The sequence below is a fragment of the Nocardia sp. CS682 genome, from assembly GCF_004634405.1.
In the GTDB taxonomy this organism is placed as follows: Bacteria; Actinomycetota; Actinomycetes; order Mycobacteriales; family Mycobacteriaceae; genus Nocardia; species Nocardia ninae.
Genome location: NZ_CP029710.1, coordinates 3,937,117 through 3,960,836 on the forward strand (window position 1 = coordinate 3,937,117; position 23,720 = coordinate 3,960,836).

A 23,720-nucleotide genomic window follows, 5' to 3' on the forward strand; every position below is an offset into this window, starting at 1 on the left:
CCTGTGTCACATGTCACATTCGAACCCCTCATCGCCCCCTCAGAGACGGCACAGAAACGTCGGGAAGAATCAGCCGCATGAGTACGCAGCCAAGGCCGACCAAGACGATCACCCGGCGAGCCCTGCTGATCGCCCTGACCGTGGTAGCGATCCTGCTGGCCACGGCCTTGGCCGGCGGCGAGGCGTACGCCAGGCACACCGTCGCACAGTGCATCAGTACGCAATTCGAGAAGGAGATGGGCTCGAAGATCGATGTCGGCTTCGGCGCCAAACCGATGCTGATCACCTGGATCGACGGCAAGGTGCCGACGGTGCAGGTGGACAGCGACGACACCAAGTTCGGCCCCGCGGTCGGCATGGTGGTGCACGCCGAGTTCCACGGCGTCGAGGTGACCGACAACGGTCGCGGCGGCGGTGTGATCGGCAGTTCGTCGGCCGATGTCACCTGGCACAACGACGGCATCCGGCAGACGCTCGGCGGCCTGGTCAGCGGCGTGCGCTCATCGGCGGCCTCGGACATGCTGACCCTGGATGTGCTCGGCGGGCTGGCCCAGTTGCAGGTCAAGCCGGTGATCAAGGGTGGGGTCATCGAGGTGGAGACGATGTCGGCGCAGCTGCTCGGCATGGGCCTGCCCACCGACCTGGTGCAGGGCATCGTCGAGGTGTTCACCAAGAGCCTGCAGAGCTACCCGTACAACATGGCGCCGACCGAGGTGAAGGTGACCGACGACGGTATCGCGGTCAAGCTCGCGGGCGGTCGCGCCGAGCTGCCCGCCGCCGAGAACGCGAACGCCACCTGCGCCTGATCGCTTGCGCCGCACCAACTAACGGGAGGGCGGCTCAGGCCGGGAACCCGTCGAGCACCTCGCGCGACTTCGACAACCCGAGCCGCGTCGCGCCCGCCGCGATCAGTTCCGCCGCGGCCTCGGCGGTGCGGATACCGCCGCTCGCCTTGACCCCGAGCCGCCCGCCGACGGTCGCCGCCATCAGCTCGACCGCGTGCACGCTGGCGCCGCCCGCGGGGTGAAAACCGGTGGAGGTCTTCACGAAATTCGCGCCCGCGCGTTCCGCGACCCGGCAGACCTCGACGATCGCGGCGTCCGGCAGCGCGGCCGCCTCGATGATCACCTTGAGCACCGCACGGTCGCCGATCGCTTCGCGCACCGTCACGATGTCGGAGAGCACCGCGTTGTAGTCGCCGGCCAGCGCCGCGCCGACGTCGATGACCATGTCCACCTCGGTCGCGCCCTGGTCCACCGCGAGCCGGGCCTCGGCGCCCTTGACCAGCGAATGGTGTTTGCCGGACGGGAATCCGGCGACGGTCGCGACCACCAGCCCCTGCGCGCGCACCGGCAGCATCGACGGGGACACGCAGATCGCCAGCACCCCCAGTTCGCGGGCTTCGTAGATCAACGCGGCGACGTCGTCGGGGGTCGCCCCCGGCGCCAGCAGTGTGTGATCGATCATGGCGGCCACTTCGGCCCTGGTGAGTGACGCGGAACTTGCCATGAGCTGAGAGTCTGGCACACCGGCGGCGAATTCCGTTGCGCGCCTGGCGACACTCCCGCACACTCGTACTGGTGACAGATCGCCGGTAGTGACGCAGCGGTCGACTGATTAACGTGTGCGGATGGGCCCCTACTTGTTCGGGAGGAGACGACCGTGCTGATCCGTCGCGAGCGCGCCGACGACATCGCCGAGATCGCCGCCGTCCATCGCAGCGCGTTCGGTCCGCTTCAGGCGGACGGCGACCGTACCGGCGAACCCCCTGAGGACGACGCGGCCGATCCGCCCGAGGTCGATCTGGTCGCCCGGCTGCGCAGCGACCCGGGCTGGATCCCGACCCTCTCGATGGTGGCGGTGGAGTACAAGACCGTCATCGGCCACGTCTGCCTCACCCGGGCCGCCGTCGGCCCCTTCCCCGTCCTCGCGCTGGGCCCGATCGGTGTCGTGGCCGAACACCAGCACAGCGGTGTCGGCTCCGCACTCATGCACGCGGCCCTCGGCGCCGCCGACGCCCTCGACGAGCCCCTTGTCTGCCTACTCGGCCACCTCGACTACTACCCGCGATTCGGCTTCGTGCCCGCGGCCCGCCTCGGCATCACCCCCGACGTCCCCGCCTGGATTTCGCACTTCCAGGTCCGCCCCCTCAGCGCCTACGACCCTCGCATCACGGGCGAATTCCACTACCCTGAGCCGTTTTACGACCTCTGACCGCAACCCCGCCGGATCCCAGCAAACCTCCTGCGCTCCTTTCCAGGCTGACCTGGAAGGATGAGTGGCATGAGTTCCGCTCCACCCGCCCTGGACGATCGACGCTTCGTGCTGACGCTCGGCTGCCCCGACCGTCCCGGCATCATCGCCCGGATTACCACGTTCATCGCCGAGTTCGGCGGGTCGATCGTGGAGGCGGGCTACCACTCCGACGCCGACAGCGGCTGGTTCTTCACCCGGCAGGCGATCAAGGCCGCGACGGTGCCGTTCGGCCTCGCGGAACTGCGCGACCGATTCGCGGGTGTGGCCGCCGAACTGGGGCCGGAGACGGAGTGGCAGCTGCTCGACTCCGGTGCCCGCCGCAGAGCGGTGCTGCTGGTCAGCAAGGACGGGCACTGCCTGCACGACCTGCTCGGCCGGGCCGCCAGCGGCGAGCTGCCCGCGACCATCGAGGCGGTGATCGGCAACCATCCCGACCTGGCCGCGATGTCCGACGCCCACGGGGTGAAGTTCCATCATGTGCCGTTCCCGAAGGACCCGGCCGACCGTGCGCCCGCCTTCGCCGAACTACAGGCGCTGGTCGACTCGCACAACCCGGACGCGGTGGTGCTCGCCCGTTTCATGCAGGTGCTGCCGCCGGAGCTGTGCGCGCACTGGGCGGGCCGGGCGATCAATATCCACCACAGCTTCCTGCCCTCGTTCGTCGGCGCCCGCCCGTACCACCAGGCGTTCGCCCGCGGTGTGAAGCTGATCGGCGCCACCTGCCACTACGTCACCGCGGAACTGGACGCGGGCCCGATCATCGAGCAGGACGTGAGCCGCATCGACCACGCCGATGACGTGCGCGACATGGTCCGGCAGGGCCGCGACATCGAACGCGTCGTGCTCGCGCGTGGCCTGCGCTGGCATCTGGAGGGCCGGGTGCTCGTGCACGGCCGCCGCACGGTCGTGTTCACCTGACCGCGCGCAGCCGGGGTATCAGCCCGCGATCTCGGCGCGGCGCGGGCGCACCGATTCGAGGACGCGCGCCAGTTCCTCGTTGAACTGTTCGTAGGCCTCGGTATTGCCGAGGTGTCCGGTCGGCAGCTCCGTGAAGCGCGCCAGATGCCCGGTCTCCCTGAGCATCTCCGCGATCCGCTGGGAATGCACCACGGGCGTCATGTCATCGAACGATCCCGCGATCACCGTGGTGGGTACCGCCAGGTTCCGCGCACCCTCGCCGACGTTCATATCGGCGAGCAGCCTGCCGAACCTGGCCCGCACCATGGCCGGGCACGACCGCACGATGGCCATGCTGAAGTCGAGCAGGTCGCCCTTGGCCTTGGTGGTCATGATCGACCGCGCGAACAGCCACCGCACCGGCGCGATCGGCGGGAAGACGAGCGGGGCGCCGAGCCCGAGGCGCCCGAACAGGAACGGCAGCGGAACCTTCAGTTCCAGCAGCCGCATCGGCCGGTTCAGCAGCGGCACCACGGTGGTCTCGAAGACGAGCCGATCGGCCGCGGTATTGGTGAGCAGTACCGCGAGCGCCTGCTCGGCGACCCGTTCGGGATAGCGCGCGGCCCACGCCTGCAGCGTCATGCCGCCGAGGCTGTGGCCGACCAGCACGGCCCGCTGGCCCGGACGCAGCGATGCGGTGAGCACGGCGTCCAGGTCGTCGGCGAGCAGTTCCATGCTCAGCACGCTGGTGCCGTATTCGCTCTCGCCGTGGCCGCGCTGATCGTAGGCGACCACGCGGTACTCGCCGGCGAAGGCGTTGATCTGGGCGTTCCAATATTCGATGCAGCAGGTCCAGCCGTGCACCAGCACGATCACCGGGCGATCGGCGGGGCCGTAGGAGTGGACGCGGAGCCGGACACCGTCGCGGGTGGTCACCGGGATCGTCTCGGGCACGACGGTGGGCGGGTTGAACGCCGTGGTCGCGTAGGTACGGGACCGCAGGTTCGCGCGGTGTGCGTCGAGCAACCCCCGAAGCTGACTCGGGAAGTTCACCAACGCAGTCGGCAGCTTGGCACGCATCGGACACTCCTTTGTGTTACTGCTCGATACAGTAACTCCGATTCATGCCGCTAGCTAGTGCTAGCACCGCAAAAGTTATCGAGTATTCGTCGCTTACCAGCGCGGACCTCGCTGAACCTCGTCCACCTTCGGCCGAACATCGGCCAGGTAGATGCCGGTGGCGATGATGGCGATGAAGGAGAGCAGCCCGAGACCCGCGGGTGAGAGCAAAAGCAGCAGCACCGCGACCCCGAGGATCGCCAGCCAGATCGGCTTGGTCAGTTTGTCCACCGCGGTAAACGCGTCCGGACGCTGCCGCACGGCATGAATCAGCGCAAAGATCGTCGCGCCTAGCGCCGCCAGCCACAGCACGAGCAGGATCATCCCGGTCAATCCGTGCACCATATTCACCTCACCCATCATACGAGCAACGCCCCCGCACACCAGAGTGTGCGGGGGCGTTGCTCGGTCGAACTCCAATACCCTTGCGGCCCTTACGATTCAACGCTCGGGACGCACGGCGTAGCGGTCAGCTCATGCCTTCTTCGGCGCGGCCTTCTTCGCCGGGGCCTTCTTGGCCGGTGCGGCCTTCTTGGCGGCGGGCGCGGCGGGCGCGGCGGGCGCGGCGGCCTTGACCGGCGCACCGTTCTCCTCCGGGGCCGGGGTGGTCTCGGTGGTCACCGTGACGACCTCGGCGTCGACGACCGGCGCGGGCACCTCGCCCTCGACCTTGGCCGGGCGGCCGAGCAGGCCGTTGACCCGGCCCAGCACGTCCTCCGCGCGGGTGGCGGCGTCCTTGTACAGGGTCTCGACGCGCTCGATCTGCTCCTCGACCAGGTGGTTGGCGCGCAGCCGCTCCACGGTCTCCTCGCCGCGCACGGCGAGATCGGCGTAGATGTCGAGCACCTGGTGGTAGTACTTGTCGGCCAGCGTGCGCAGCTCCTCGGGGGTGAACTTCTCGCGCAGCTCGGCGAGGTCCTCCGGCAGTTCCGAGGGCAGTCCGGCGAGCCGCTCGCGCAGCGTCTCGAACTGGGCCTGCACATCGGCGGGCACGTTGGCGAAGCGCTCGCGGGCCTCGTCGACCCGGGCGGAGACGTCGGTCGAGGCGGCCCGCTCACGCACCTGGGTGACGACATCGGTCACGGCGGCGTAGATGGCGTCGCCCGCACCGACGGTAGCGAGCAGCGGCTTGGTCACGGTCGGGTTCTTCTCGGTCATGGTATTTCGTTCTCCTGGCGTGGCGGAGTTTCGGTTGGTGTGCGCGGAACGACGCTGTCCCCATCCCCCCCGGGCTCGTTCCCTCCGTTTTCCCGGCGAAACGATTCATAGATTTCGAGCAGCACCTGCTTTTGCCGTTCGCTGATCGACGTATCGGCGAGCAGGGCATCCCGGACCGGGCTGTGTGGCCGCTGTTCGAGATATCCGGCCCGGACGTACAACACCTCCGAAGACACCCGCAGCGCCTTGGCGATCTGCGTGAGTACCTCGGCGGATGGATTGCGCAATCCGCGCTCGATCTGGCTGAGGTACGGATTGCTCACTCCCGCAAGGGTGGCGAGCTGACGCAGCGAGACTTGCGCGGCCTCTCGCTGTGCCCTGATGAAGCCTCCGATGTCGTGCGCGGCGTTCACCACGCGGGCCGCTTTTTCTCCGACGCCGGCCGATTGCTCGGCCGAACTATCGGTGTACTCGGCGGAAACCTCGGGCTGGTCTGCCATCACTCACCTTCTGGCGGTTGTACGAGTTCAATTCTAGGACAGGGTGCTAACTATTGCAAGCAGTCTGCTAGCACCCTCTCGGCAAACGTTCGGCGCGCCGCTGCTCAGCCGCCGAACATCAACTGCGAGATCGTGTAAATCGCCAGGCCCGCAAGCGAACCGACGACCGTTCCGTTGATGCGGATGAATTGCAGATCACGCCCGACCTGCAATTCGATCTTCTTACTTGCCTCGTCCGCATCCCACCTGGCAACCGTATCGGTGACCAGGGTGCTGATCTCCCCGGCATAGTTCTCCACGAGATACCTTGCCCCCCGGTCGATCCAGCCGTCCACCTTCGCGCGCATGTCGGCGTCGTCGCGCAGCCGCTCGCCGAGTTGCTGCACGTTCTCGCCGACCTTACGCCGCAACGTGCTGTTCGGGTCGTCGGCCGATTCCAAGATCAAACGTTTCGCCGCGCGCCAGGTCGCCTCGGCCATCCCGGTGATTTCCTCGCGGCCCATGATCTGGGCCTTGATCCGCTCGGCCTTCTTGATCATCGCGTCGTCGTGCTGCAGATCGTCGGCGAATTCCTCGAGAAAACGATTCGCCGCGAGCCGCACCTCGTGCTCGGGGTTGGACCGGACCTTCCAGGTGAACTCGACCAGTTCCCGGTAGATCCGTTCGGACAACAGAATGTTGACGAATTTCGGCGCCCACTGCGGTGCGTCGCGCAAGACGATGCGATCGATCGTCTCCTGCGAACCCAACGCCCACTGGTGCGCGCGCTCGGCGAGCAGGTCGATCAGCGCGAGCTGCCGGTTGTCGGCGAGCAACTCCGCGAGCACCCGGCCGATCGGCGGGCCCCAGAGCGGTTCGGCGATCCGCTTCACGATCGTCTGGTCGATGATCTGCTCGACGTCCTCGTCGCGCAGCACCCCGACCACCGCGCGCAGCAGCGTGGAACTCTCCTCGGCCACCCGGGCGGCATGGCCGGGGTCGGCCATCCACCGGCCGACCCGCCAGGAGATCTGCGCCGAGGTCACCTTGGCCGAAACCACCTCGGGCGCCAGAAAGTTGGTGCCGACGAAGGTGCCCAGGCTCTCGCCGAGCTGGTCCTTCTTCTTGCGGATGATCGCGGTGTGCGGGATGGGCAGGCCGAGCGGATGCCGGAACAGCGCGGTCACCGCGAACCAGTCGGCCAGCGCGCCGACCATGCCCGCCTCGGACGCGGCGCGCACATAGTCCACCCACCCGTCGCTGCCCCGCGATTCCAGCCAGCGACAGAACAGATAGATCGCCGTCGCCACGGCGAGCAGTCCGGTGGCCAGTGCCTTCATCCGCCACAGGTCGCGGCGTTTGCTTTCCTCGTCGAGGACCGCGGCGAAGCCGAACGGGGCGGCCGCCGCGGGCGCCGGGGGCGTTTCCAGGACCGCGATGTTGCCGGGAGCTTTCTCCATGGCTCCATTCTGCTGTGCCGGAGGGCGGGCCCGCCTGAGGGCGGCCTCGCGCATTTCGCGCTGCAAGCGCTCCAGCCGAAGATGTGCAACCTGTCGCATCCCGACCCAAACGCGCATATCACCAGCGACCGGGACATAAGCTGGAGGCGCACGGAGAATCCGACTAACAAGGGAGCCCACGCTGTCCACCGATGACCTTGTCGACGTCGGCGAGATCGCCGACCGACCGGCGGCGGTGCGCACCGGCCGACAGGATGGCCGCAAACGCCGATGGCGCCAGCACAAGATCGACCGCCGCGAGGAACTCGTCGACGGCACTCTTGCCGCTGTTCGAGCACGCGGCTCCAATGCCGGCATGGACGAGATCGCCGCCGAGATCGGCGTCTCCAAAACCGTCCTTTACCGGTACTTCTCCGATAAGAACGACCTGGTCCACGCGACCATGCAGCGGTTCATCGAGACCACCCTGATGCCACGGGTCTACGGCGCGATCAGCCTCGACGCGGACGAATATCAGCTGGTCCGTTCGGCCCTGGGCGAGTACGTCGGCACGGTCGACGAGGACCCGGAGGTCTATCGGTTCATCATGGGCAACGGCTCGGCCGACCAGTCCTCGCTGGCCGAATTCGAGAAACTCTTCGCCGAGGTGGTCGCCGCGGTGATCATCGACCGCGCGACCGCGAAGGGCATCCAGACCGAGGGCGCGATGCTCTGGTCCTACGTACTGGTCGGTGGCATCCAGCTGGCTACCCACTGGTGGACCACCAACAAGACGATGTCGCGCGAACAGGTGATCGACTACCTGACCATGATGGCCTGGAGCGCGATCGACGGGATGGCGCGTGCCAACGGCTCGCGCGAGGTGTTCAACGCGCAGCCGCACGTGCTACCGACACCCGGTGCGAACTCGGCGAACTGATCAATCGCCCGACTTCCGGGGTGCTAGCTGGGGTGCTAGCAAAAGTGTGACGACGGGCTCGACTTTGCCGCGAGGTTGGCTACTCTGAACCCGAGCGGTGCGCCCAGTGGGCCACGTCACCGCCCCGCGCACTGGCACCAATGGAGGTACCTCGATGGCGAAGCAAGTACCGACCTCTCGGCTTGCTCGTGGCACCAAGCTAGGTGCCGTCGCAGCCAGCTCGGTGATTCGCACGCAACGCGCGCGGCTGTCGATGCGGGGTAGATCCGAGGCCGTGCGCGCGAAGATGGCCGAGGAGTCCATGATTCGCACCACCGAGCAGGTGGTCATGGTGCTCGGCACCATGAAGGGCGTGGCCATGAAGCTCGGGCAGATGATGTCCGTGCTGGATATGGACCTGGTGCCGGAGGCGCATCGCGAGCGGTTCCAGAAGCGGCTCGCGGTGCTGCGCAATGCCGCGCCGTCGGTGTCGTTCGAGTCGATGCGCCAGGTGATCGAGGACGATTTCGGCCAGCCGCTGCACAAGATCTTCGCCGAGTTCGAGGCCGAGCCGATCGCGGCCGCCTCCATCGGCCAGGTCTATCGCGGCACCCTGCACGACGGCAGGCAGGTCGCGGTGAAGGTGCAGTACCCGGGCATCGACGCGGCGGTGCGCGCGGACCTGAAGAACCTGGCCATGTTCCGCCGGGTGCTGCAATCGGCGATGCCGTGGGTGACCCCCGCCGTGCTGGACGAGCTGCGGCTCAATATGGAGAGCGAACTCGACTACCAGGCCGAGGCCAACACCCAGTTACAGATCGCCGAGCTCTACGCCGGGCATCCGTTCATCGTGGTGCCCCGGTCGATGCCGGAGCTCAGCACCACCCGCGTGCTGGTCAGCGAGTACGTGGCGGGCAAGGGCTTCGAGGAGATCCGCCAGCTGCCGGACGCGCAGCGCGACCGGATCGGCGAGATCATCTACCGCTTCTACGTCGGTTCGCTGTTCACCTTCAACGAGTTCTGCGGCGACCCGCACCCGGGCAACGTGCTGCTCGCCGAGGACGGCAAGGTCGGCTTCCTCGACTTCGGGCTGTTCAACCGGATGGACCCCGAGCACGTGCAGTTCGAGCTGACCTGCCTGCGCGCGGCCGCCGAGGACCGCGCCGAAGACCTGCGGGAGTTGATGATCGAGCGCGGCGTGATCGACTCACCGGAGGAGATCGGCGCCGAGGAATGCCTGGAGTACGTGCTCGCCGCCTCCGAATGGTGTCTGATCGACGAGGACCTGACGATCACCCCGGAGCTGGCCAGCGGCGCGTTCCTGCTCGCGGTCGATCCGCGGGCCAGCGAGTTCGCCGGGATGAAGCAGCAGAATCTGCCGCCGGAGCACCTGTTCTCCCGCCGGGCGGATTTCCTCACCTTCGGCATGCTCGGCCAGCTCGGCTGCACCGCGAACTGGCATCAGATCTCCCGCGAATGGCTCTATGACGAGCCCCCCGTCACCGAGCTCGGCAAGGCCCATCACGCGTGGCTGGCCGAGCACCCGCCGGTCGCGCCGAAGAAGCCGCGCACCAAGGCGAAGAAAGTCCCGAAGCCCAGCTCCAATGCGTAACCCGCAGAACGGAAGACCATGGCAGACACACGCGAATTCGACATCGTCCTTTTCGGCGCGACGGGTTTCGTAGGCAAGCTCACCGCGGAGTACCTGCTCACCGCCGCACCGGAGTCCGCGCGCATCGCGCTGGCCGGCCGCTCGCTGGACAAGCTCACCAAGGTCCGCACCGAGCTCGGTCCGGTGGCCGCGGGCTGGGGACTGGTGGTGGCCGACTCCACCGACGAGGCCGCGCTCGCCGCGCTGGCCGCGCGGACCAAGGTGGTCGTCACCACGGTCGGCCCGTACCTGCGCTACGGCCTGCCGCTGGTCGCCGCCTGCGCGAAGGCAGGCACGCACTACGCCGATCTCACCGGTGAGCCGCTGTTCATCCGGGACGCGATCGACCAGTACCACGAGCAGGCCGTCGCGACCGGCGCGAAGATCGTGAATTCCTGTGGCTACGACTCGATTCCGTCGGATCTGAGCGTGTATCAGCTGTACCGGCGCTCGCTCGCGGACAACACCGGCGAGCTGGAGGAAACCACGCTGGTCGCCTCGCTCAAGGGTGGCGTCAGCGGCGGCACCATCGACTCGGGCCGGGCCATGATGGAGGCCATCGCCGCCGACCCGAGCAAGGGCTCGGTGCTGTCGCACCCGTACTCGCTGAGCCCGGACAGGTCGATGGATCCCGACGTCGGCCGCCAGTCCGACCAGGCGCTCTCGCGCGCCAGCGCCATCGACCCGAGCCTGGACGGCTGGGTGAGCACGTTCGTCATGGCCGCGCACAACACCAAGATCGTGCGCCGGACCAACGGCCTGCTCGGCTGGGTGTACGGCAAGAACTTCCGCTACCGCGAGGTGATGAACGCGGGCACCTCGGCCGCCGCACCGCTGGTGGCCGCGGGAATGGCGGGCGGCATCGTCGCGACCATGGCCGCGGGCGCGGTGCTGTCGCGAGTCTCGCTCGGCCGCAAGCTGCTCGACCGGGTGCTGCCGAAGCCGGGCACCGGTCCGAGCGAAAAAGCCCGCGACAGTGGGTGGTTCGCCATGAAGACGTTCACCCGCACCTCCTCGGGCGCGAAGTACGTCGCGACCTTCTCGGGCAAGGGCGACCCCGGCTACAAAGCGACCGCGGTGCTGCTCGGCGAGAGCGGGCTGTGCCTGGCCTTCGACACCGACAAGCAACCCGAGCTCGCAGGCGTCCTCACGCCGGGTGCCGCGATGGGCGACGCGCTCACCGAGCGGCTGCGCGCGGCGGGGATGACCATCGAGGTCGCGCGGGCCTGAAGACAGTGCGGCGGGCGGGGATCGGCGGCGACGCCGCGCCCCGCCCGCCGACGAACGCAGGAGTGATTCGTTGAATCTGGCACGACGCACCATGAACCATCCGGCGCTGGCCGCGGTGTACGAGCGGGCATGGCGACCCACGCTGTTCTATCTGGCCAGCGGGCGCAGCACCGCGTCGGATCGCCGCGATGCCGTGCGCACGCTGCGGCTCGACGGTGCGCAGAAGGTGCTCGATATCGCCTGCGGGCCGGGCAATTTCACCCGCCACCTGAGCAAGGCGTTGACCGGTGACGGCTTCGCCGTCGGCCTCGACTATTCCGAGCCGATGCTCGCCAGGGCCGTCGCCGACAATGCGGGCCCGCGCGTCGGCTACCTGCGCGGCGATGCCCGCGTGCTCCCGTTCGCCGACGGCACGTTCGACGCGGTGTGCTGCTTCGGCGCGCTCTATCTGATCCCCGACCCGCTCGCCGCCACCCGCGAAATGCTGCGCGTACTGGCGCCGGGCGGGCGAATCGCCATCACCACCAGCTATCGCGCGGACAATCCGTTCGGGCAGGTCAGCCGGGTGGTCGGCGGGTGGAGCGGGTTGCGCGTCTTCGACACCAGGACGTTCCCGGACCTCTTCGCCGAGGCGGGGCTGGTGGATATCGAACAGGACGTGCACCGGCTGCTGCAATACGTCAGTGCCACCCGGCCTGCGTAAACGGTAGGTGCAACACCGGGCTGGATTGCGCGAGCCGGAAACGATCTTCGGCTCGCCGGGGATACCTCTAGTGTCCATCCAGAACGTAGTTGTGCCACCAACATTCGCCGTGGTGTCACCCTCTCCGGTGCGTGAACCCGATTTCGGGGCCGGGAGGAGAGCAGGCGACGAAATCGGAGAACTGGTGCGGCATTTGCTGGTTATGGCGGCCTGCGTTGTGACAGTGGCGATTTCGATGGCGACCGGGGCGCCGTTGTCGGTCGCCGATCCGGGTCCACCTGGCGGACAGCTGCAAGCGGAGCTCGATCAATTGGTGCAGGCTCTCGGTGTTCCCGGCGCTCAGTTGGTGGTCGGCGGCGCGGGACTGAATGTCGAACTCGACAGTGGCGCCGGAAATCTCGTCACCGGCGGTGCTTTCCCGGACAACGCTCAAGTGCGGATCGCCAGCAACACCAAAACTTTCGTGGCGACGGTGTTGTTGCAACTGGCCGCGGAGCAGCGAGTGCAGCTGGATGCGCCGGTGGAGCAGTACCTGCCGGGCGTGGTCACCGGGCCCGGCGGTGATGGAAATCTGATCACCGTGCGAGATCTGTTGCAGCACACCAGCGGAATACCGGATTACCTGACGCAGTTGAGCCTTGCCTCCGTGACCGAGCTGCAGACACCCCGGTCACCTGCGGAATTGATCCGGCTCGGTCTCGACCAGCCCGCCGAATTCGCACCGGGCTCGAGTACCGGCTATTCCAATACCGGGTTTCTGCTGGCGGGCGAATTGATCCAGCGGCTGACGGGACAGCCGGTGGGCCTGGAGGTGACCCGTCGCATCATTCTCCCGCTCGGTCTCCGCGATACCTACTGGCCATTGTTCCCGCTGGAGAAGGTCATTCGGCGACCGCACCCGCGCGGCTATCAGGAGTTCGACGGTGTGCTGGTCGACATCACCGATATCGATCCCGGTTGGGGTCTGTCCGATGGTGCGATGGTTTCGACCGGGGCCGATCTGAATCGCTTCTTCATGGCCTTGCTGTCCGGCGAACTGCTCCCGCCCGCGCAGCTGGCCGATATGCAACGCACCGTCGAATCCGGCGACCCGTTCCGCGACGACGATTTCGGGCTCGGGCTGTTCCGCCGGGTCAATGCCTGCGGCCTCGAGAGTTGGAGCCACGGGGGCGCGATGACCGGTTTCGTCGTCGTCAATGCCGCGACGGCCGATCGCGCGGTCACCCTCAGCATGAACCAATTCCCCAACCCGGTCACCACTTTCCTGCACCGGGCTGCCATCAACAACGTCGTCGACGCCGCCCTGTGCGCCGGTTGACAGGAAACGCACACCGACCCGCCGCGCGGATTCCCGCGCTACGGGTCGATGGGCGAGGTGTTTATAGGAGTTTTCGGGTTCAGCTGCCCGCGCTGCCGGTGGATGGACGTGCCCGACGCAGTTCGCAGGCCACCCGATCGGCGTCCGGCCGGTCCTCGCCGGAGCGGGCGCAGCCCTGCGAGGTGTAGCCGTGCACGTCGTAGCCCTGCCGGTCGTAACCCCACCGGTCGAAGCCCCAGCGGTCGTAACCCCACCGGTCGAAGCCCCAGACGTCGTAGCCGTCCGGACCGTAGGGATCCTCCGGCTCAGCTGGTTTCGGCTGTGGCGGGGTCGTGACAGGCGGTTCGGTGGTCACCGGCGGCACGGTGGTGACCGGCGGCGTGGTCGTCACCGGCGGTGTCGTGGTCACCGGCGGCACGGTGGTCACCGGCGGCACGGTGGTGACCGGCGGCACGGTGGTGACCGGCGGCATGGTCGTCACGGGCGGCACCGTGGTCACCGGCGCGATGGTGGCGGGTGCCGTGGTAGCCGGGGTTTGATCAGGGGTTGCGAATGCCGGTATGACAAGCGCGGCGGGAGCAAGCGCCACCGTCCCGGCGACGGCGGCCAGCAGGACCGACTGCCGAACGGTGCGCGGACTTCTCCTCCACTGCGACATGGTTGACCTCCAACTCGAGATGAGCGCGCTCACCGCACCCGAGTCCCCTATCGGTCGAATGTCCAAATTCGCTACACGGCAGCGACTTTCGCGCCGACCCTACTTTTCGGGGCTTGCGCGGACGATCACCACCAGGTCGGCCGGTCGCTCGGCCCGACGCGGTCGGAGATCTGCGCGACCAGTTGCCACGGCCGCTGCGTATCGGTGGTTGCCTTGCCACTGGTCAAGATCGCTCCGGCCAGCCCGCGGGCCGGATCGGCCCAGCCGTACTGGGTCGTCAATCCGCTGCGACCGAAGTGAATCCGGGTGTTGCGCCCGAACTTCGATTTCCGTCCGCCCAGCTCGAATCCGGCTCGGCTCACCCGCCCGGCCAGCCCGGGCATGCGGTCGGCCGGTTGGATCGCGTCGCGCAGCGTGCTTTCCCGCATGATCCGCACACCGTCGAGTTCGCCGCCGCGCGCGAGGATTTCGTAGAACCGCGACAGTTCGACGGCGGTGGTGACCAGATTGCCCGACGGGAGTTCGGCGGTGAGGAAGGTCCGGGTCGCGGATTCCGATACCGCGCCGCCCATCCCGCCGCCGAGTGCTTTGCGCGCCAGGTATTTCGAGATGCGCGAGGGTCCCGGCCCGGTCTTCACGCCGGCCACGACTTTGCCGACGTCTTCGGGTCGTACGCCGAAGTTGTTCCACCGGAATCCCAGTGGGTCCAGCACCTGCTCGGCGAGGTGTTCGCGCATGCGTTTTCCGGTCGCCCGCTGCACGAGCAGCCGTTGGATCAGTCCGCTGGTGAGCGCGTGGTAGATCCGGAATCGCCCGGGCGGCCAACTGGGGACCAGATCGGTCAATCCTTGCGCGGCCAATTCCTCGTCGACGACCAATTCGAACCCCTTGTAGGGCGGCGTTACGAACGGCACGCCCGCCGAATGCGACAGCACGTGGCCGATGGTGATCCGCTCCTTGCGGTTGGCGGCGAACTCGGGAATGTAGGTACACACCGGGTCTTCGAGTCGAAAAGCGCCCTGCTCCACCAGCATGAACATCAGCGCCGCGGAAACTCCTTTCGCGGTGGAGAATCCGCAGAACGGGGTCTCCGGCGTCGCGAGCACCTGCACCGCGTCCGGCCCGTCGCCCGGCGCGTTTCCCCACCCGTGCCCGATGGCCCGGTTCAACACGATCTTCCCGTTGCGCCGCAGGCACACCTGAATCGCGGGCGTGGTGCCCATGCGATACCAGTCCCGCACCGACTCCCACAGCGCGTCGACGTCGGCCGCGGCCAATCCGGCCGCCGCGGGATCGTCCTCGTCACCGACCGTGGTCACCGAGTCCAGATCCTCGGCCACCGTCACCAACGTGCCAGGGAGTGCGCTCATTCGCCCAGCATATCGACCATTCGGCGGCATCCGGGATCGGTGCGCGCGGGCGCGGCGCTCAGCTCGACCACTCCTGCTGGAACAGCCATCTCGTGGGAGGGTGGACGATCTCGTCGAGCTGGAGCACGGCATCGTCCGCGGCGTGCAGCGTCAGCTGACAGACCAGCACGGCGGCGGGCCTGGCCAACCCGAGCCCGCGCCGCTCGTCGGCGGTGGCGAGCCGGGCGCCGACCCGGTCGCGCAGGTAGGCGACCCGCAGGCCGGTCACCGATTCGAGATAGCGCAGGGTGCCGCCGGGCAGACGTTCGGTCCGCAACAGCAAGGGCGCCGCTGCCGCGAGCGTGCCGTCGAACCAGGACGTGGCAAGCTCGGTGCCGCCGGATCCATTGTCGGTCAATCGCTTTCGCATGATCGCCGGGCTGCCGCTCGGCAGTGCCAGCACCTCGGCGACCAGCCCGGGCGCGGCGACGAGGGCGGCCGCCAGCACGGTCACCGACTCGTCTTCGGCGTAGGCAGAACCGTAGCGCGGTACTTGCTCGCGCAGCACCGGCGCACCGGGCCGGTCGGCCACATAGGTTCCGGAACCGCGCCGGGACTCCACTATTCCCTGCTGCCGCAGGGTATTCAGCGCCTTGGCCGCGGTCGGCCTGGCCACCTGCCATTGGGCGGCGAGTTCACGTTCGGAGGGCACCTCGGCACCCGGCGCGAGCTCGCCGCGCTCGATGCGATCTCGGAGGTACTCCGATATCCGCAGATATTTCGGCAGTACTTCATCGATTTCGGGCACCGGTCGCCTCTCTGCGCACACCGCCTCCGGCCGCCGCAGGCCGGGAGAAGAATGCAACAATCGTGCCCCACATCACAGGCACAGCGCGAGACCAAGCCGGTCCCCAGAGGGGTTACCGCCCGGTAGAGTGCCCATCCAGTACGGCACTGCGCCTATGGACCGAACAGCCAGTGGACCGAACAGAGGGGGTTCCCAGATGGCGGTACCGGACACCGGGCAGGGGACGGCGAGGCAGCTGTACGCGGCGGCCACCGGCGCGAGTGGGGATCGGCCCTTCGAGCTGGCCACCGACGTCGCCGAGAACCTCGCCGCCGCCTGCGACCAGCTCGTCGAGGACCTGCACCGGGCCATGGCCACCGGGCAGCTGGTGACCGAGGTGACCGGATTTCCGAATCTGCCGAGCGGACAAGGCCTTACCCGCGGCTTCAGCGGCAAGGGCAGGCAGTACCTCGATACGCTGGCCGCCTTCCAGGAGACGGCGCTGCTGTTCAAGGCCGCATATCTGGCGGCGGGCAAGAAGTTCGCCGACGCCGAAGCCGCGCACAAGGCCGCCCTGGACCTGGTCGCCGAACACTTAGAGGCACGATGAAACATCCTCGCGTCGGGCCGCGGGCGTGCTCGGGCACCACCCCGGGCCCCGCCGGGCACCGTCGAGCGGGCTGAGGGGATCGCCGTGGCAGACTCCGCCGCCCGCGCGGCCGCCGAGCACATCCGCCGGGAACTGGCCGGATTGCACTCCGGCACAACCGATCCCGCGTACGCGCCGGAGCGGGAACGATTCGGCTCCTACAGCCACCAGGAGATCTGGGACCTCGTCCACGAAGCGCTCGACCCGGCCGCGCTGGGCCACGCATCGGCGGTGTGGCAGTCGAACGCCGACGCGATAGCCGAAGCGTTCCAAGCCTTTTCCGACACCGCCAACCGGGAATTCGCCCGCTGGTCCGGCCGCGCCGCCGACGCCGCGTTACGGGCCACCCGGCAATTCGTCCTCGCCGGTACCGACGCCCACGACGTGTGCCAGGCGGTCGCCCGCTTGCTGGAGCTGAATTGCGATGCCGCGCAAGCGATCCGGGCCGCGATTCCGCCGCCGGTCCCGTATCGGCCGCTGGACGATCCGGCCGCCGAGGCGGTGTACGGCGGCCAGCGACGCATGGCGCACGACAGCGCGGCGGCCGATATCGAGGCCGATGTCCGGGACACGATGACCTACGTCTACGCCCAGACCATGCCCGCCTCCGGAAACCACGTGCCGCGTTTCACCCCACCACCCGAGGGGCCACTGCCCGCGGGCGATGGGGGCGCCGCACAGTGAAATGGGTGCTCACCCCGGACGAGTTCTCGCATGTCTGGGAAAACGAAACCAGCCTCGACCGCAGGCCCTACCCGGTCAACATGGTGCCCGCGGCCACCGTGCGCACCGAATCCGAGTACGCCGCACTGCGTTTGCCGCAGCGCTTCGCCCGCCAGGCCGACCCCGACCTGGCCGCCGCCCTCATGCTGTGCGGGCGCTCCGACGCGACCACCATCACCGTCTCCGGCGAGCGGAACACGCCCCCGCGCAACGGCTCCGGCGCCGACACCGAGCGCATCCTCGCCTTCGCCGCGGTGGTGCACAACCACGCGGGCATCCTGGTCGCCACCCCGGAGAAGGTGACCGTGCTGATGTGTCACGCCCGTGCGGTCGGCGAGCGCCTGGTGCAGATCATCGGCTCGGCCCCGGCCGGCAAGCTCGCCGCCATGCGGGAGCCGCAGGACGCGGTGCTGAGCCCGGACCGCACCGAGCCCTTCGTCACCAACGGCCATCGCGGCGCCGCCCGATTCCGGCAGACGCTGCGCAAGCCGGTGGACGGGCGCGGATTCCTGACCGTCACCGTGGAACCCGACAATCCGATGTCGCCGCCGACGCGCCACCGCACCTGGCTCGATTTCACCGGCGACGGGCGCTACCTGCTGACCACGTCCCAGGACCTCATCCTCACCCCGGTCTCCGACGACGACTTCGCGGCCCAGCTGATCGGGCTCGCGCACATCCGCTGAGGCGAGGGCCCGCTGTGGTAGTTGTGTGAGATGGCGAAGAAGCACTGGTCCGTTCCGGCCACCGAGGCGCTCAAAGCCGATGGCTTGAAGATCGCCGACCTGGACACCTCCGGCACGCCCGGATTCGACGGCGACAAGGCGGCGGGCCAGGAGCTGCTCGCCGAGCGCACCGTTGTGCTGTCGGGTCTGCAGGAAAAGCTTTACGCCAATGGACGATCCGGCGATCTGCGCAATGTGCTGCTGGTGTTGCAGGGCATGGACACCGCGGGCAAGGGCGGCATCGTCCGGCACGTCATCGGCTCGGTCGATCCGCAAGGCGTCGACCACCACGCGTTCGGGGTGCCGACCGAGGAGGAGCAGCGCCACCACTACCTGTGGCGCATCCGCAACGCGCTGCCACGCGGCGGCCAGCTGGGCGTGTTCGATCGCTCGCACTACGAGGACGTGCTGGTGGTGCGGGTGCACAACCTGGTTCCGCAGAAAGAGTGGGAACCGCGCTACGACGAGATCAACACCTTCGAGCGCGAACTCGTGGACGAGGGCACCACGCTGGTGAAGGTCGCCATGTTCGTCTCCCTCGACGAACAGAAGAAGCGGTTGATGGAACGCCTGGAACGACCGGACAAGTACTGGAAGTTCAACCCCTCCGACATCGACGAGCGCGGCTTCTGGCCCGCCTACCAAGAGGCCTACCAGGCCATGCTCGACCGCACGTCCACCGACTACGCCCCCCTGGCACGTCATCCCGGCCGACCGCAAATGGTTCTCCCGCCTGGCCGTCACCGAACTCCTCATCGACGCCCTGACCGGCCTCGACCTCGATTGGCCCCCAGCCAATTTCGATGTAGCCGAACAAAAGCGCCGCCTCGCCCAAGCCTGACCCGGTTCACACGAGCGGGCGGACCTCCTCGGCGACGAAGCGGACGAAGTCCTCGGGATCCGGCTCGTCGGCCGTCGGCTGGACGATGACGGTCGCGGCACCCGCCTCGGCCAGGGTGCGAACCGCAGCCGCCACGGCGTGCGCGTCACCGGCGACGCCCGCGCCGGGCGCGTGCTGCGGGGTGCGTTCGGCGGCCAGCCTGGCCGCGGCGTCCGGACCGGTGACGGCCAGCAGACTCGCGACGATCACATGCTCGTCGGTGCGCCCCGCCGCGGCGCGGCCCTGCTCGATCAGCGCCCGCGCGGCGCGCACACCGTCGGCATCGGTGATCGAATCCAGCAGCGTCCCATCGGCGTGCGCGCCGCACAGCTCGATCGAGCGCGGTCCACGGGCGCCCGCGTAGATCCGCGGCGGCGCGAGCGGCGGCCAATCCAGCGCAACCTGGTCGAGCTGGACGTAGCGACCCGAGGTGGTGACCCGTTCGCCGGCGAGCAACGCGCGCAACGCGTCCAGATATTCACCGAGCAGCGTGACTGGGGACTGCACCCGCGCCCCCACTTGCCCCATCCAGTCCTGCACGCCGTGTCCGACGCCGAGCTGCACCCGATCGGGGAACAGGCGATAGAGCGTGGCGGCCTCCATCGCGGTGAGCGCCACGTTCCGCAGCGGCACCGGCAGCAGCCCGATACCAACACTCAGCCGCTCGGTCCAGGCCAATGCCGCTGCGGCACTGGCGATTCCGCTCTCCAGGAAACAGTCCTCCCAGAGCCAGAGCTGCTCGAGCCCGGCCGCCTCCGCGGCCATGGCCACGGCACGCAGGCGTTCCGGCGGATTCTGGGGGCGAAATACGGCACCGAGGACAGTCATCCCACCATTCCTACCCGTCGGGTCCGACAACGCGCGAGATTCGCGGCCGCGTCTGCGCCCGATATTTCGGAATCTCTCAGGTTGACCCACGATGATGTGGCCGTGGCCCGACCACGCGGGGACAAGTTTCCAGATCTACCATCGTGGCGGCAGGTACCGGCAGTCGAGCGAAAGGCGTGGTGAACGCACGGTGAGCAAGAACCCGGGTGGGAAGAAGAACCCGCTGCTGGCGGCGGATCGCGCCGACCGCAACCGCAAGATCTTCATCCAGGTGGCCGTGGCCGCCGTACTGGTCGCGCTCATCGCGGCGATCGGTATCGGTGTCGCGGTGAAGAAGGCCCGCAGGGACGACCCGGGGCCGAGCCCGGCCATCGCGGCGGCGGCGAACCAGAACGCGTCGGGCATCACCGGAACGATCACCGACAACGGCGCCATCCGGATCGGCAAGCCCGATGCGAAGGTCACCGTCCGGGTCGTCGCCGACCTGCAGTGCCCCGCCTGCAAGGCCTTCGAGGAAGCCAACGGCAAGGTGCTCGACGAGGCCGTGCAGAACGGCACCGCGGTGGTCGAATACAACGTGATCGCGTTCCTGGACAAGGCCTCCAGCACGCGTTACTCGACGCGCGCGGCGAACGCCTCCTACTGCGTCGCGGAAGCGGATCCGTCGAAGTACGTGTCCTGGGTGTCGGCGATGTTCGCTCAGCAGCCCGCCGAGGGCGGTGCGGGCCTGACCGACGACAAGCTGGTGCAGATCGCGAAGACCGCGGGCTACCCGGATTCGGTGGCGAGCTGCATCACGGATGTGAAGTACGACAAGTACATCCAGGCCCGCACCGACGAGGTGCTCAACAGCGGCATCAAGTCGACCCCGTCGGTCTTCGTCAACGGCAAGCAGATCCAGTCGAGCCAAGAGCTCATGGGACCCGGCGGCCTCGCACCCGTGATCGCCGCCGCCGCGGCGCAGTGATCACCGCCCCGCCCCGGGCCGCCTGGATTCTTCTGCTCGGCGGGCTGGCCGGCTGGCTGGCCTCGGTGGCGCTGACCGTCGAGCGGTTCAAGCTGTTCACCGAGCCGGGCTACACCCCGTCCTGCAGCATCAATCCGATCCTGTCCTGCGGCTCGGTGATGGTGACCGAGCAGGCCGCGGTGTTCGGATTCCCGAACCCGCTGATCGGCATCGTCGGCTTCTCGGTGCTGGTCACCCTCGGGGTCCTGTCGGTGGTCGGGGTGGGGTTCCCGCAATGGATCTGGGGCGGGCTGTGGCTCGGCCTCGCGGCCGGGGTCGGCTTCGTCTGCTGGCTGATCTTCCAGAGCCTGTACCGGATCAACGCGCTGTGCCCGTACTGCATGGTGGTGTGGGCGATCATCACCCCGCTGCTCGCCGTGGTCACCGATCAGCTCTGGGGCGGGTCACGCGGCCCGCTGCGAGTGGTGGCGGAGTGGCGCTGGACCATTGTCGCGCTGTTCTACGCGGTGGTGCTGTTGCTGATCTTCCTGCGGTTCCAGGATTACTGGCTGTCGCTGGTCTAGTTCGGCGTGCCAAGCGCGAGCACCAGGGTGACCGTGCGACGGCCGCCCGCGGCGTCGAGGATCTCGAGCTCGATCGTGTCGTGTGGCTTGTGCACGTTGATCGCCGCGTGCAGTGCGCGGGCCGAGGTGATCACGCGACCGTTCACGGCCGTGATCACCTCGCCGCGGGTGAGCCCCGCCGCGTAGGCGGGTAGTCCGTAGAGCGCCAGATCGATCCGTGCCCCACTCGGTTTCGCGTCGGTGGTCAGCACGCCGAGGGTCGCCGTCGGGCCGATGTGCACGGTGTCGGTGGGAATGCCGGAACGGATCTGCTCGACCACCCGCATGGCGGTATCGATCGGCACCGCGTAACCGTTCGGCGGCCTGGTCGTCGCGCGCTCCGGGTCGCCCGACGCCGCGGCGATCACGCCGACCACCGCACCCTCGCGATCGGCCAGCGCGCCGCCGGATTGTCCCGAGCTGACCGCCGCGGCGACCTCGAGCATCCCGGTGAGCGGCTTGCGGGACAGATCGGCGGAGTTCAACGCGACGATGGTGCTGTCCAGATCGGTGAGGGTGCCCTGGATCGCCGTCGGCGTGCCGCCGAGCCCGCCCGCGTTGCCGATGGCCAGCACCTCGTCGCGCACCCGCACGCCAGCCGAGCTGCCGATGCGCGCGGTCACCAGATCGGCCGCGCCGGACAGCGCGAGCAGCGCGATATCGACACCGGCGTCGTAACCGAGCACGACGGCGTCGTAGGTGCGCCCGTTGCCGACATCGGTGACACTCACCGTGTCCGCGCCTTTGACCACATGATGGCTGGTCAGCACCTGACCGTCGGGGGTGAGCACGATGCCCGAGCCTGCGGCGCCGAGTCCGAACGGCGCGGCCGACGCGCTGATATCCACCAGCGCCGGGTCCACCACCGCGGCGACGGCCAGCGGGTCCAGCGGCGGCGGGGGCTGCTCGATGGTCGGCGCGGCGAGTTCGCTCGCCCCGGTCGGCCAGCCCGGCAATTCCCCCGGTAACCAAGGAATCCGGCCACGGCGAGCAGCGCGGCGACGATCATCGCCAGCGCGCGGCCCCCATACCGTTGCTCATTCATCGCACTCCGCCTCGATGCCATGCGAATTCCATTGTGGCCGGAGATCTTCACCGTAGATCGAAATCGGGTCGATGACCGCCGGTGCCCGCCGAAATACCCGCGTGTTCGTAATTCAGGCGTGTCCGTTATGTGTCATGTTTGGCATAGAGAGCTATGCGGCGGTAGGCATGTATGCATGAGCGAGCGCAGCGAGCGACCAAATAACACAGCCCCACTAGTGGGCATGCCGGAACCGAGCGCTAGCGAGGTGCAGGCATGACCTCTGCTGCTGCGTACGCTGTTTCCGCCTCTGATGGCGCATTCGAGAAAGTGACGATCGAACGCAGGGACCTGGGTCCGCGCGACGTGCTGATCGACATCAAATTCGCCGGTATCTGTCATTCCGACATTCACACCGCGCGCGACGAGTGGGGCGGCACCAAGTACCCCTGCGTACCGGGTCACGAGATCGCGGGCCTGGTCGCGGCCGTGGGGTCCGAGGTGTCCAAATATCAGGTCGGCGATCGCGTCGGGGTCGGCTGCATGGTCAATTCCTGCGGTAAGTGCGGACCGTGTCTGGCCGACGAGGAGCAGTACTGCACCCGCGGCGCCACCATGACCTACAACACACCCGTCGATCCGGCCGTCCAGCCCGGCGGGTACACCATGGGCGGGTACTCCACCCAGATCGTGGTGACCGAGAACTTCGTCGTCGGCATCCCCGAGGGGATCGGGCTCGACCAGGCCGCACCCCTGCTGTGCGCGGGCGTCACCCTGTTCTCGCCGCTGCGGCACTGGAACGCCGGGCCGGGCAAGAAGGTCGCCATCATCGGCATGGGCGGTCTCGGGCACGTCGGGGTGAAGATCGCCGCCGCGCTCGGCGCCGAGGTGACCGTGCTCAGCCACTCGCTGAGCAAGCAGGACGACGGCAAGCGGTTCGGCGCCAGCCACTACTACGCGACCAGCGACCGGCAGACCTTCCGCGAGCTGCGCGGCCGGTTCGACCTCATCCTCAACACCGTCTCGGCCGACCTGCCGATCGACGACTACCTCAAGCTGCTGAATCTGGACGGCACCCTGGTGATCCTCGGTCTCCCGGAGAACCCGATGAGCGTCAAGCCGTTCACCATCGCGGGCTACCGGCGCTCGCTGGCCGGGTCGATGATCGGCGGCCTGGCGCAGACCCAGGAGATGCTGAACTTCTGCGCCGAACACGGCATCGGCGCGGAGATCGAGGTGATCTCCGCCGACGAGATCGACGGCGCCTACGACCGCGTGGTCGCCAGCGACGTCCGCTACCGCTTCGTCATCGACGTGTCGACCATCTGAGGTAGACCGCGCCGCAGAACTGATCGACCC

26 protein-coding genes and 1 pseudogene are annotated in these 23,720 nt (G+C 68.2%); 16 read left to right on the forward strand and 11 right to left on the reverse strand.

Going from position 1 to position 23,720, the window contains the following annotated elements; genetic code table 11:
- Positions 1–77: 77 nt before the first annotated feature.
- Positions 78–806 carry a DUF2993 domain-containing protein gene (locus tag DMB37_RS17725; protein WP_135233659.1) on the forward strand — a complete coding sequence of 243 codons (729 nt, stop codon included), beginning with the start codon at positions 78–80 and terminating at the stop codon, positions 804–806.
- A 34-nt stretch (positions 807–840) separates the two neighbouring features.
- On the opposite strand, the gene deoC is transcribed toward DMB37_RS17725, so the two are convergent.
- Positions 841–1,509 carry a deoxyribose-phosphate aldolase gene (deoC, locus tag DMB37_RS17730; RefSeq protein WP_107659599.1) on the reverse strand — a complete coding sequence of 223 codons (669 nt, stop codon included), beginning with the start codon at positions 1,507–1,509 and terminating at the stop codon, positions 841–843.
- Between the two features lie 153 nt (positions 1,510–1,662).
- Between deoC and DMB37_RS17735 the strand changes: the two genes are divergently transcribed.
- Both DMB37_RS17735 and purU read left to right on the forward strand, forming a co-directional pair.
- Positions 1,663–2,214, forward strand: a complete 552-nt coding sequence (locus tag DMB37_RS17735) for a GNAT family N-acetyltransferase (protein WP_135233660.1) — start codon at positions 1,663–1,665, stop codon at positions 2,212–2,214.
- A gap of 69 nt (positions 2,215–2,283) precedes the next feature.
- Entirely contained in the window at positions 2,284–3,174 is an 891-nt protein-coding gene (purU, locus tag DMB37_RS17740; RefSeq protein WP_135233661.1) for a formyltetrahydrofolate deformylase, read from the forward strand.
- A gap of 18 nt (positions 3,175–3,192) precedes the next feature.
- On the opposite strand, the gene DMB37_RS17745 is transcribed toward purU, so the two are convergent.
- The 5 genes from DMB37_RS17745 to DMB37_RS17765 all read right to left on the reverse strand — a co-directional run bounded on the left by DMB37_RS17745 (position 3,193) and on the right by DMB37_RS17765 (position 7,369).
- Positions 3,193–4,233, reverse strand: coding sequence for an alpha/beta fold hydrolase (locus DMB37_RS17745; protein ID WP_135233662.1), 1,041 nt, complete (start codon positions 4,231–4,233; stop codon positions 3,193–3,195).
- Between the two features lie 93 nt (positions 4,234–4,326).
- A complete protein-coding gene (locus DMB37_RS17750) occupies positions 4,327–4,632 on the reverse strand; it encodes a DUF2516 family protein (protein WP_107659603.1) in 306 nt (101 codons plus the stop codon).
- Positions 4,633–4,746: 114 nt separating this feature from the next.
- Positions 4,747–5,430: a heparin-binding hemagglutinin gene (locus DMB37_RS17755; RefSeq protein WP_135233663.1), complete on the reverse strand. Its 684-nt coding sequence runs from the start codon at positions 5,428–5,430 to the stop codon at positions 4,747–4,749.
- On the reverse strand, positions 5,427–5,930 hold the full coding sequence (locus tag DMB37_RS17760; protein ID WP_135233664.1) for a helix-turn-helix domain-containing protein: 504 nt from the start codon (positions 5,928–5,930) through the stop codon (positions 5,427–5,429). The genes DMB37_RS17755 and DMB37_RS17760 overlap by 4 nt, the downstream gene beginning before the upstream one ends.
- A 104-nt stretch (positions 5,931–6,034) precedes the next feature.
- A complete protein-coding gene (locus tag DMB37_RS17765) occupies positions 6,035–7,369 on the reverse strand; it encodes a DUF445 domain-containing protein (protein ID WP_206055268.1) in 1,335 nt (444 codons plus the stop codon).
- 235 nt (positions 7,370–7,604) lie between these two features.
- Between DMB37_RS17765 and DMB37_RS17770 the strand changes: the two genes are divergently transcribed.
- From DMB37_RS17770 to DMB37_RS17790, 5 genes are all read left to right on the forward strand, one after another.
- The gene (locus tag DMB37_RS17770) at positions 7,605–8,288 is read left to right on the forward strand and encodes a TetR/AcrR family transcriptional regulator (RefSeq protein ID WP_107659606.1); all 684 of its coding nucleotides are present in this window, start codon (positions 7,605–7,607) and stop codon (positions 8,286–8,288) included.
- Positions 8,289–8,442: 154 nt separating this feature from the next.
- Entirely contained in the window at positions 8,443–9,879 is a 1,437-nt protein-coding gene (locus DMB37_RS17775) for an AarF/ABC1/UbiB kinase family protein (protein ID WP_135233665.1), read from the forward strand.
- A gap of 18 nt (positions 9,880–9,897) precedes the next feature.
- On the forward strand, positions 9,898–11,148 hold the full coding sequence (locus DMB37_RS17780) for a trans-acting enoyl reductase family protein (protein WP_135233666.1): 1,251 nt from the start codon (positions 9,898–9,900) through the stop codon (positions 11,146–11,148).
- 70 nt (positions 11,149–11,218) lie between these two features.
- Complete coding sequence (locus DMB37_RS17785; protein WP_135233667.1) at positions 11,219–11,851, forward strand: class I SAM-dependent methyltransferase; 633 nt, start codon at positions 11,219–11,221, stop codon at positions 11,849–11,851.
- Between the two features lie 235 nt (positions 11,852–12,086).
- The gene (locus tag DMB37_RS17790; RefSeq protein WP_167768873.1) at positions 12,087–13,169 is read left to right on the forward strand and encodes a serine hydrolase; all 1,083 of its coding nucleotides are present in this window, start codon (positions 12,087–12,089) and stop codon (positions 13,167–13,169) included.
- Between the two features lie 79 nt (positions 13,170–13,248).
- Here the strand turns inward: DMB37_RS17790 and DMB37_RS40995 are convergent, their stop codons facing one another.
- Entirely contained in the window at positions 13,249–13,524 is a 276-nt protein-coding gene (locus tag DMB37_RS40995; RefSeq protein WP_206055426.1) for a hypothetical protein, read from the reverse strand.
- Between DMB37_RS40995 and DMB37_RS41000 the strand changes: the two genes are divergently transcribed.
- Positions 13,502–13,708 (forward strand): hypothetical protein, encoded by a 207-nt coding sequence (locus tag DMB37_RS41000; protein ID WP_206055269.1) that lies wholly within the window; start codon positions 13,502–13,504, stop codon positions 13,706–13,708. The genes DMB37_RS40995 and DMB37_RS41000 overlap by 23 nt on opposite strands.
- Positions 13,709–13,952: 244 nt before the next feature.
- Here the strand turns inward: DMB37_RS41000 and DMB37_RS17800 are convergent, their stop codons facing one another.
- Together DMB37_RS17800 and DMB37_RS17805 are read right to left on the reverse strand one after the other, a co-directional pair.
- Positions 13,953–15,197, reverse strand: a complete 1,245-nt coding sequence (locus tag DMB37_RS17800) for a serine hydrolase (protein ID WP_135233669.1) — start codon at positions 15,195–15,197, stop codon at positions 13,953–13,955.
- 58 nt (positions 15,198–15,255) lie between these two features.
- Positions 15,256–15,984, reverse strand: a complete 729-nt coding sequence (locus tag DMB37_RS17805) for a GntR family transcriptional regulator (protein ID WP_135233670.1) — start codon at positions 15,982–15,984, stop codon at positions 15,256–15,258.
- Positions 15,985–16,180: 196 nt separating this feature from the next.
- Between DMB37_RS17805 and DMB37_RS17810 the strand changes: the two genes are divergently transcribed.
- From DMB37_RS17810 to DMB37_RS17825, 4 genes and pseudogenes are all read left to right on the forward strand, one after another.
- Positions 16,181–16,573, forward strand: a complete 393-nt coding sequence (locus DMB37_RS17810) for a hypothetical protein (RefSeq protein WP_135233671.1) — start codon at positions 16,181–16,183, stop codon at positions 16,571–16,573.
- A gap of 84 nt (positions 16,574–16,657) precedes the next feature.
- The gene (locus DMB37_RS17815) at positions 16,658–17,296 is read left to right on the forward strand and encodes a hypothetical protein (protein ID WP_135233672.1); all 639 of its coding nucleotides are present in this window, start codon (positions 16,658–16,660) and stop codon (positions 17,294–17,296) included.
- Positions 17,297–17,301: 5 nt separating this feature from the next.
- Complete coding sequence (locus DMB37_RS17820; protein ID WP_240772432.1) at positions 17,302–18,021, forward strand: ESX secretion-associated protein EspG; 720 nt, start codon at positions 17,302–17,304, stop codon at positions 18,019–18,021.
- A gap of 30 nt (positions 18,022–18,051) precedes the next feature.
- A pseudogene (locus DMB37_RS17825) lies at positions 18,052–18,901 on the forward strand (polyphosphate kinase 2 family protein).
- Positions 18,902–18,907: 6 nt separating this feature from the next.
- Here DMB37_RS17825 and DMB37_RS17830 read toward each other — a convergent pair.
- Entirely contained in the window at positions 18,908–19,768 is an 861-nt protein-coding gene (locus DMB37_RS17830) for an LLM class flavin-dependent oxidoreductase (protein ID WP_135233674.1), read from the reverse strand.
- A 190-nt stretch (positions 19,769–19,958) separates the two neighbouring features.
- Here DMB37_RS17830 and DMB37_RS17835 point away from each other — a divergent pair, with 190 nt between their 5' ends.
- Positions 19,959–20,735 (forward strand): thioredoxin domain-containing protein, encoded by a 777-nt coding sequence (locus tag DMB37_RS17835; RefSeq protein WP_240772433.1) that lies wholly within the window; start codon positions 19,959–19,961, stop codon positions 20,733–20,735.
- Complete coding sequence (locus DMB37_RS17840) at positions 20,732–21,298, forward strand: vitamin K epoxide reductase family protein (RefSeq protein WP_135233676.1); 567 nt, start codon at positions 20,732–20,734, stop codon at positions 21,296–21,298. The genes DMB37_RS17835 and DMB37_RS17840 overlap by 4 nt, the downstream gene beginning before the upstream one ends.
- Here DMB37_RS17840 and DMB37_RS17845 read toward each other — a convergent pair.
- Positions 21,295–22,293, reverse strand: a complete 999-nt coding sequence (locus DMB37_RS17845) for a S1C family serine protease (protein ID WP_240772434.1) — start codon at positions 22,291–22,293, stop codon at positions 21,295–21,297. The genes DMB37_RS17840 and DMB37_RS17845 overlap by 4 nt on opposite strands.
- Positions 22,294–22,637: 344 nt before the next feature.
- Between DMB37_RS17845 and DMB37_RS17850 the strand changes: the two genes are divergently transcribed.
- Positions 22,638–23,690, forward strand: a complete 1,053-nt coding sequence (locus DMB37_RS17850) for an NAD(P)-dependent alcohol dehydrogenase (protein WP_135233677.1) — start codon at positions 22,638–22,640, stop codon at positions 23,688–23,690.
- Positions 23,691–23,720: the final 30 nt, after the last annotated feature.

Bases quoted from the DNA above. Each gene is read 5' to 3' on its own strand.
- DMB37_RS17800 (WP_135233669.1), bottom strand. From the start codon at position 15,197: ATGAGCGCACTCCCTGGCACGTTGGTGACGGTGGCCGAGGATCTGGAC.
- DMB37_RS17745 (WP_135233662.1), bottom strand. From the start codon at position 4,233: ATGCGTGCCAAGCTGCCGACTGCGTTGGTGAACTTCCCGAGTCAGCTT.
- DMB37_RS17725 (WP_135233659.1), top strand. From the start codon at position 78: ATGAGTACGCAGCCAAGGCCGACCAAGACGATCACCCGGCGAGCCCTG.
- DMB37_RS17755 (WP_135233663.1), bottom strand. From the start codon at position 5,430: ATGACCGAGAAGAACCCGACCGTGACCAAGCCGCTGCTCGCTACCGTC.
- DMB37_RS17760 (WP_135233664.1), bottom strand. From the start codon at position 5,930: ATGGCAGACCAGCCCGAGGTTTCCGCCGAGTACACCGATAGTTCGGCC.
- DMB37_RS17750 (WP_107659603.1), bottom strand. From the start codon at position 4,632: ATGGGTGAGGTGAATATGGTGCACGGATTGACCGGGATGATCCTGCTC.
- DMB37_RS17790 (WP_167768873.1), top strand. From the start codon at position 12,087: ATGGCGACCGGGGCGCCGTTGTCGGTCGCCGATCCGGGTCCACCTGGC.
- purU (WP_135233661.1), top strand. From the start codon at position 2,284: ATGAGTTCCGCTCCACCCGCCCTGGACGATCGACGCTTCGTGCTGACG.
- deoC (WP_107659599.1), bottom strand. From the start codon at position 1,509: ATGGCAAGTTCCGCGTCACTCACCAGGGCCGAAGTGGCCGCCATGATC.
- DMB37_RS17830 (WP_135233674.1), bottom strand. From the start codon at position 19,768: ATGACTGTCCTCGGTGCCGTATTTCGCCCCCAGAATCCGCCGGAACGC.
- DMB37_RS17810 (WP_135233671.1), top strand. From the start codon at position 16,181: ATGGCGGTACCGGACACCGGGCAGGGGACGGCGAGGCAGCTGTACGCG.
- DMB37_RS17765 (WP_206055268.1), bottom strand. From the start codon at position 7,369: ATGGAGAAAGCTCCCGGCAACATCGCGGTCCTGGAAACGCCCCCGGCG.
- DMB37_RS17850 (WP_135233677.1), top strand. From the start codon at position 22,638: ATGACCTCTGCTGCTGCGTACGCTGTTTCCGCCTCTGATGGCGCATTC.
- DMB37_RS17775 (WP_135233665.1), top strand. From the start codon at position 8,443: ATGGCGAAGCAAGTACCGACCTCTCGGCTTGCTCGTGGCACCAAGCTA.
- DMB37_RS17780 (WP_135233666.1), top strand. From the start codon at position 9,898: ATGGCAGACACACGCGAATTCGACATCGTCCTTTTCGGCGCGACGGGT.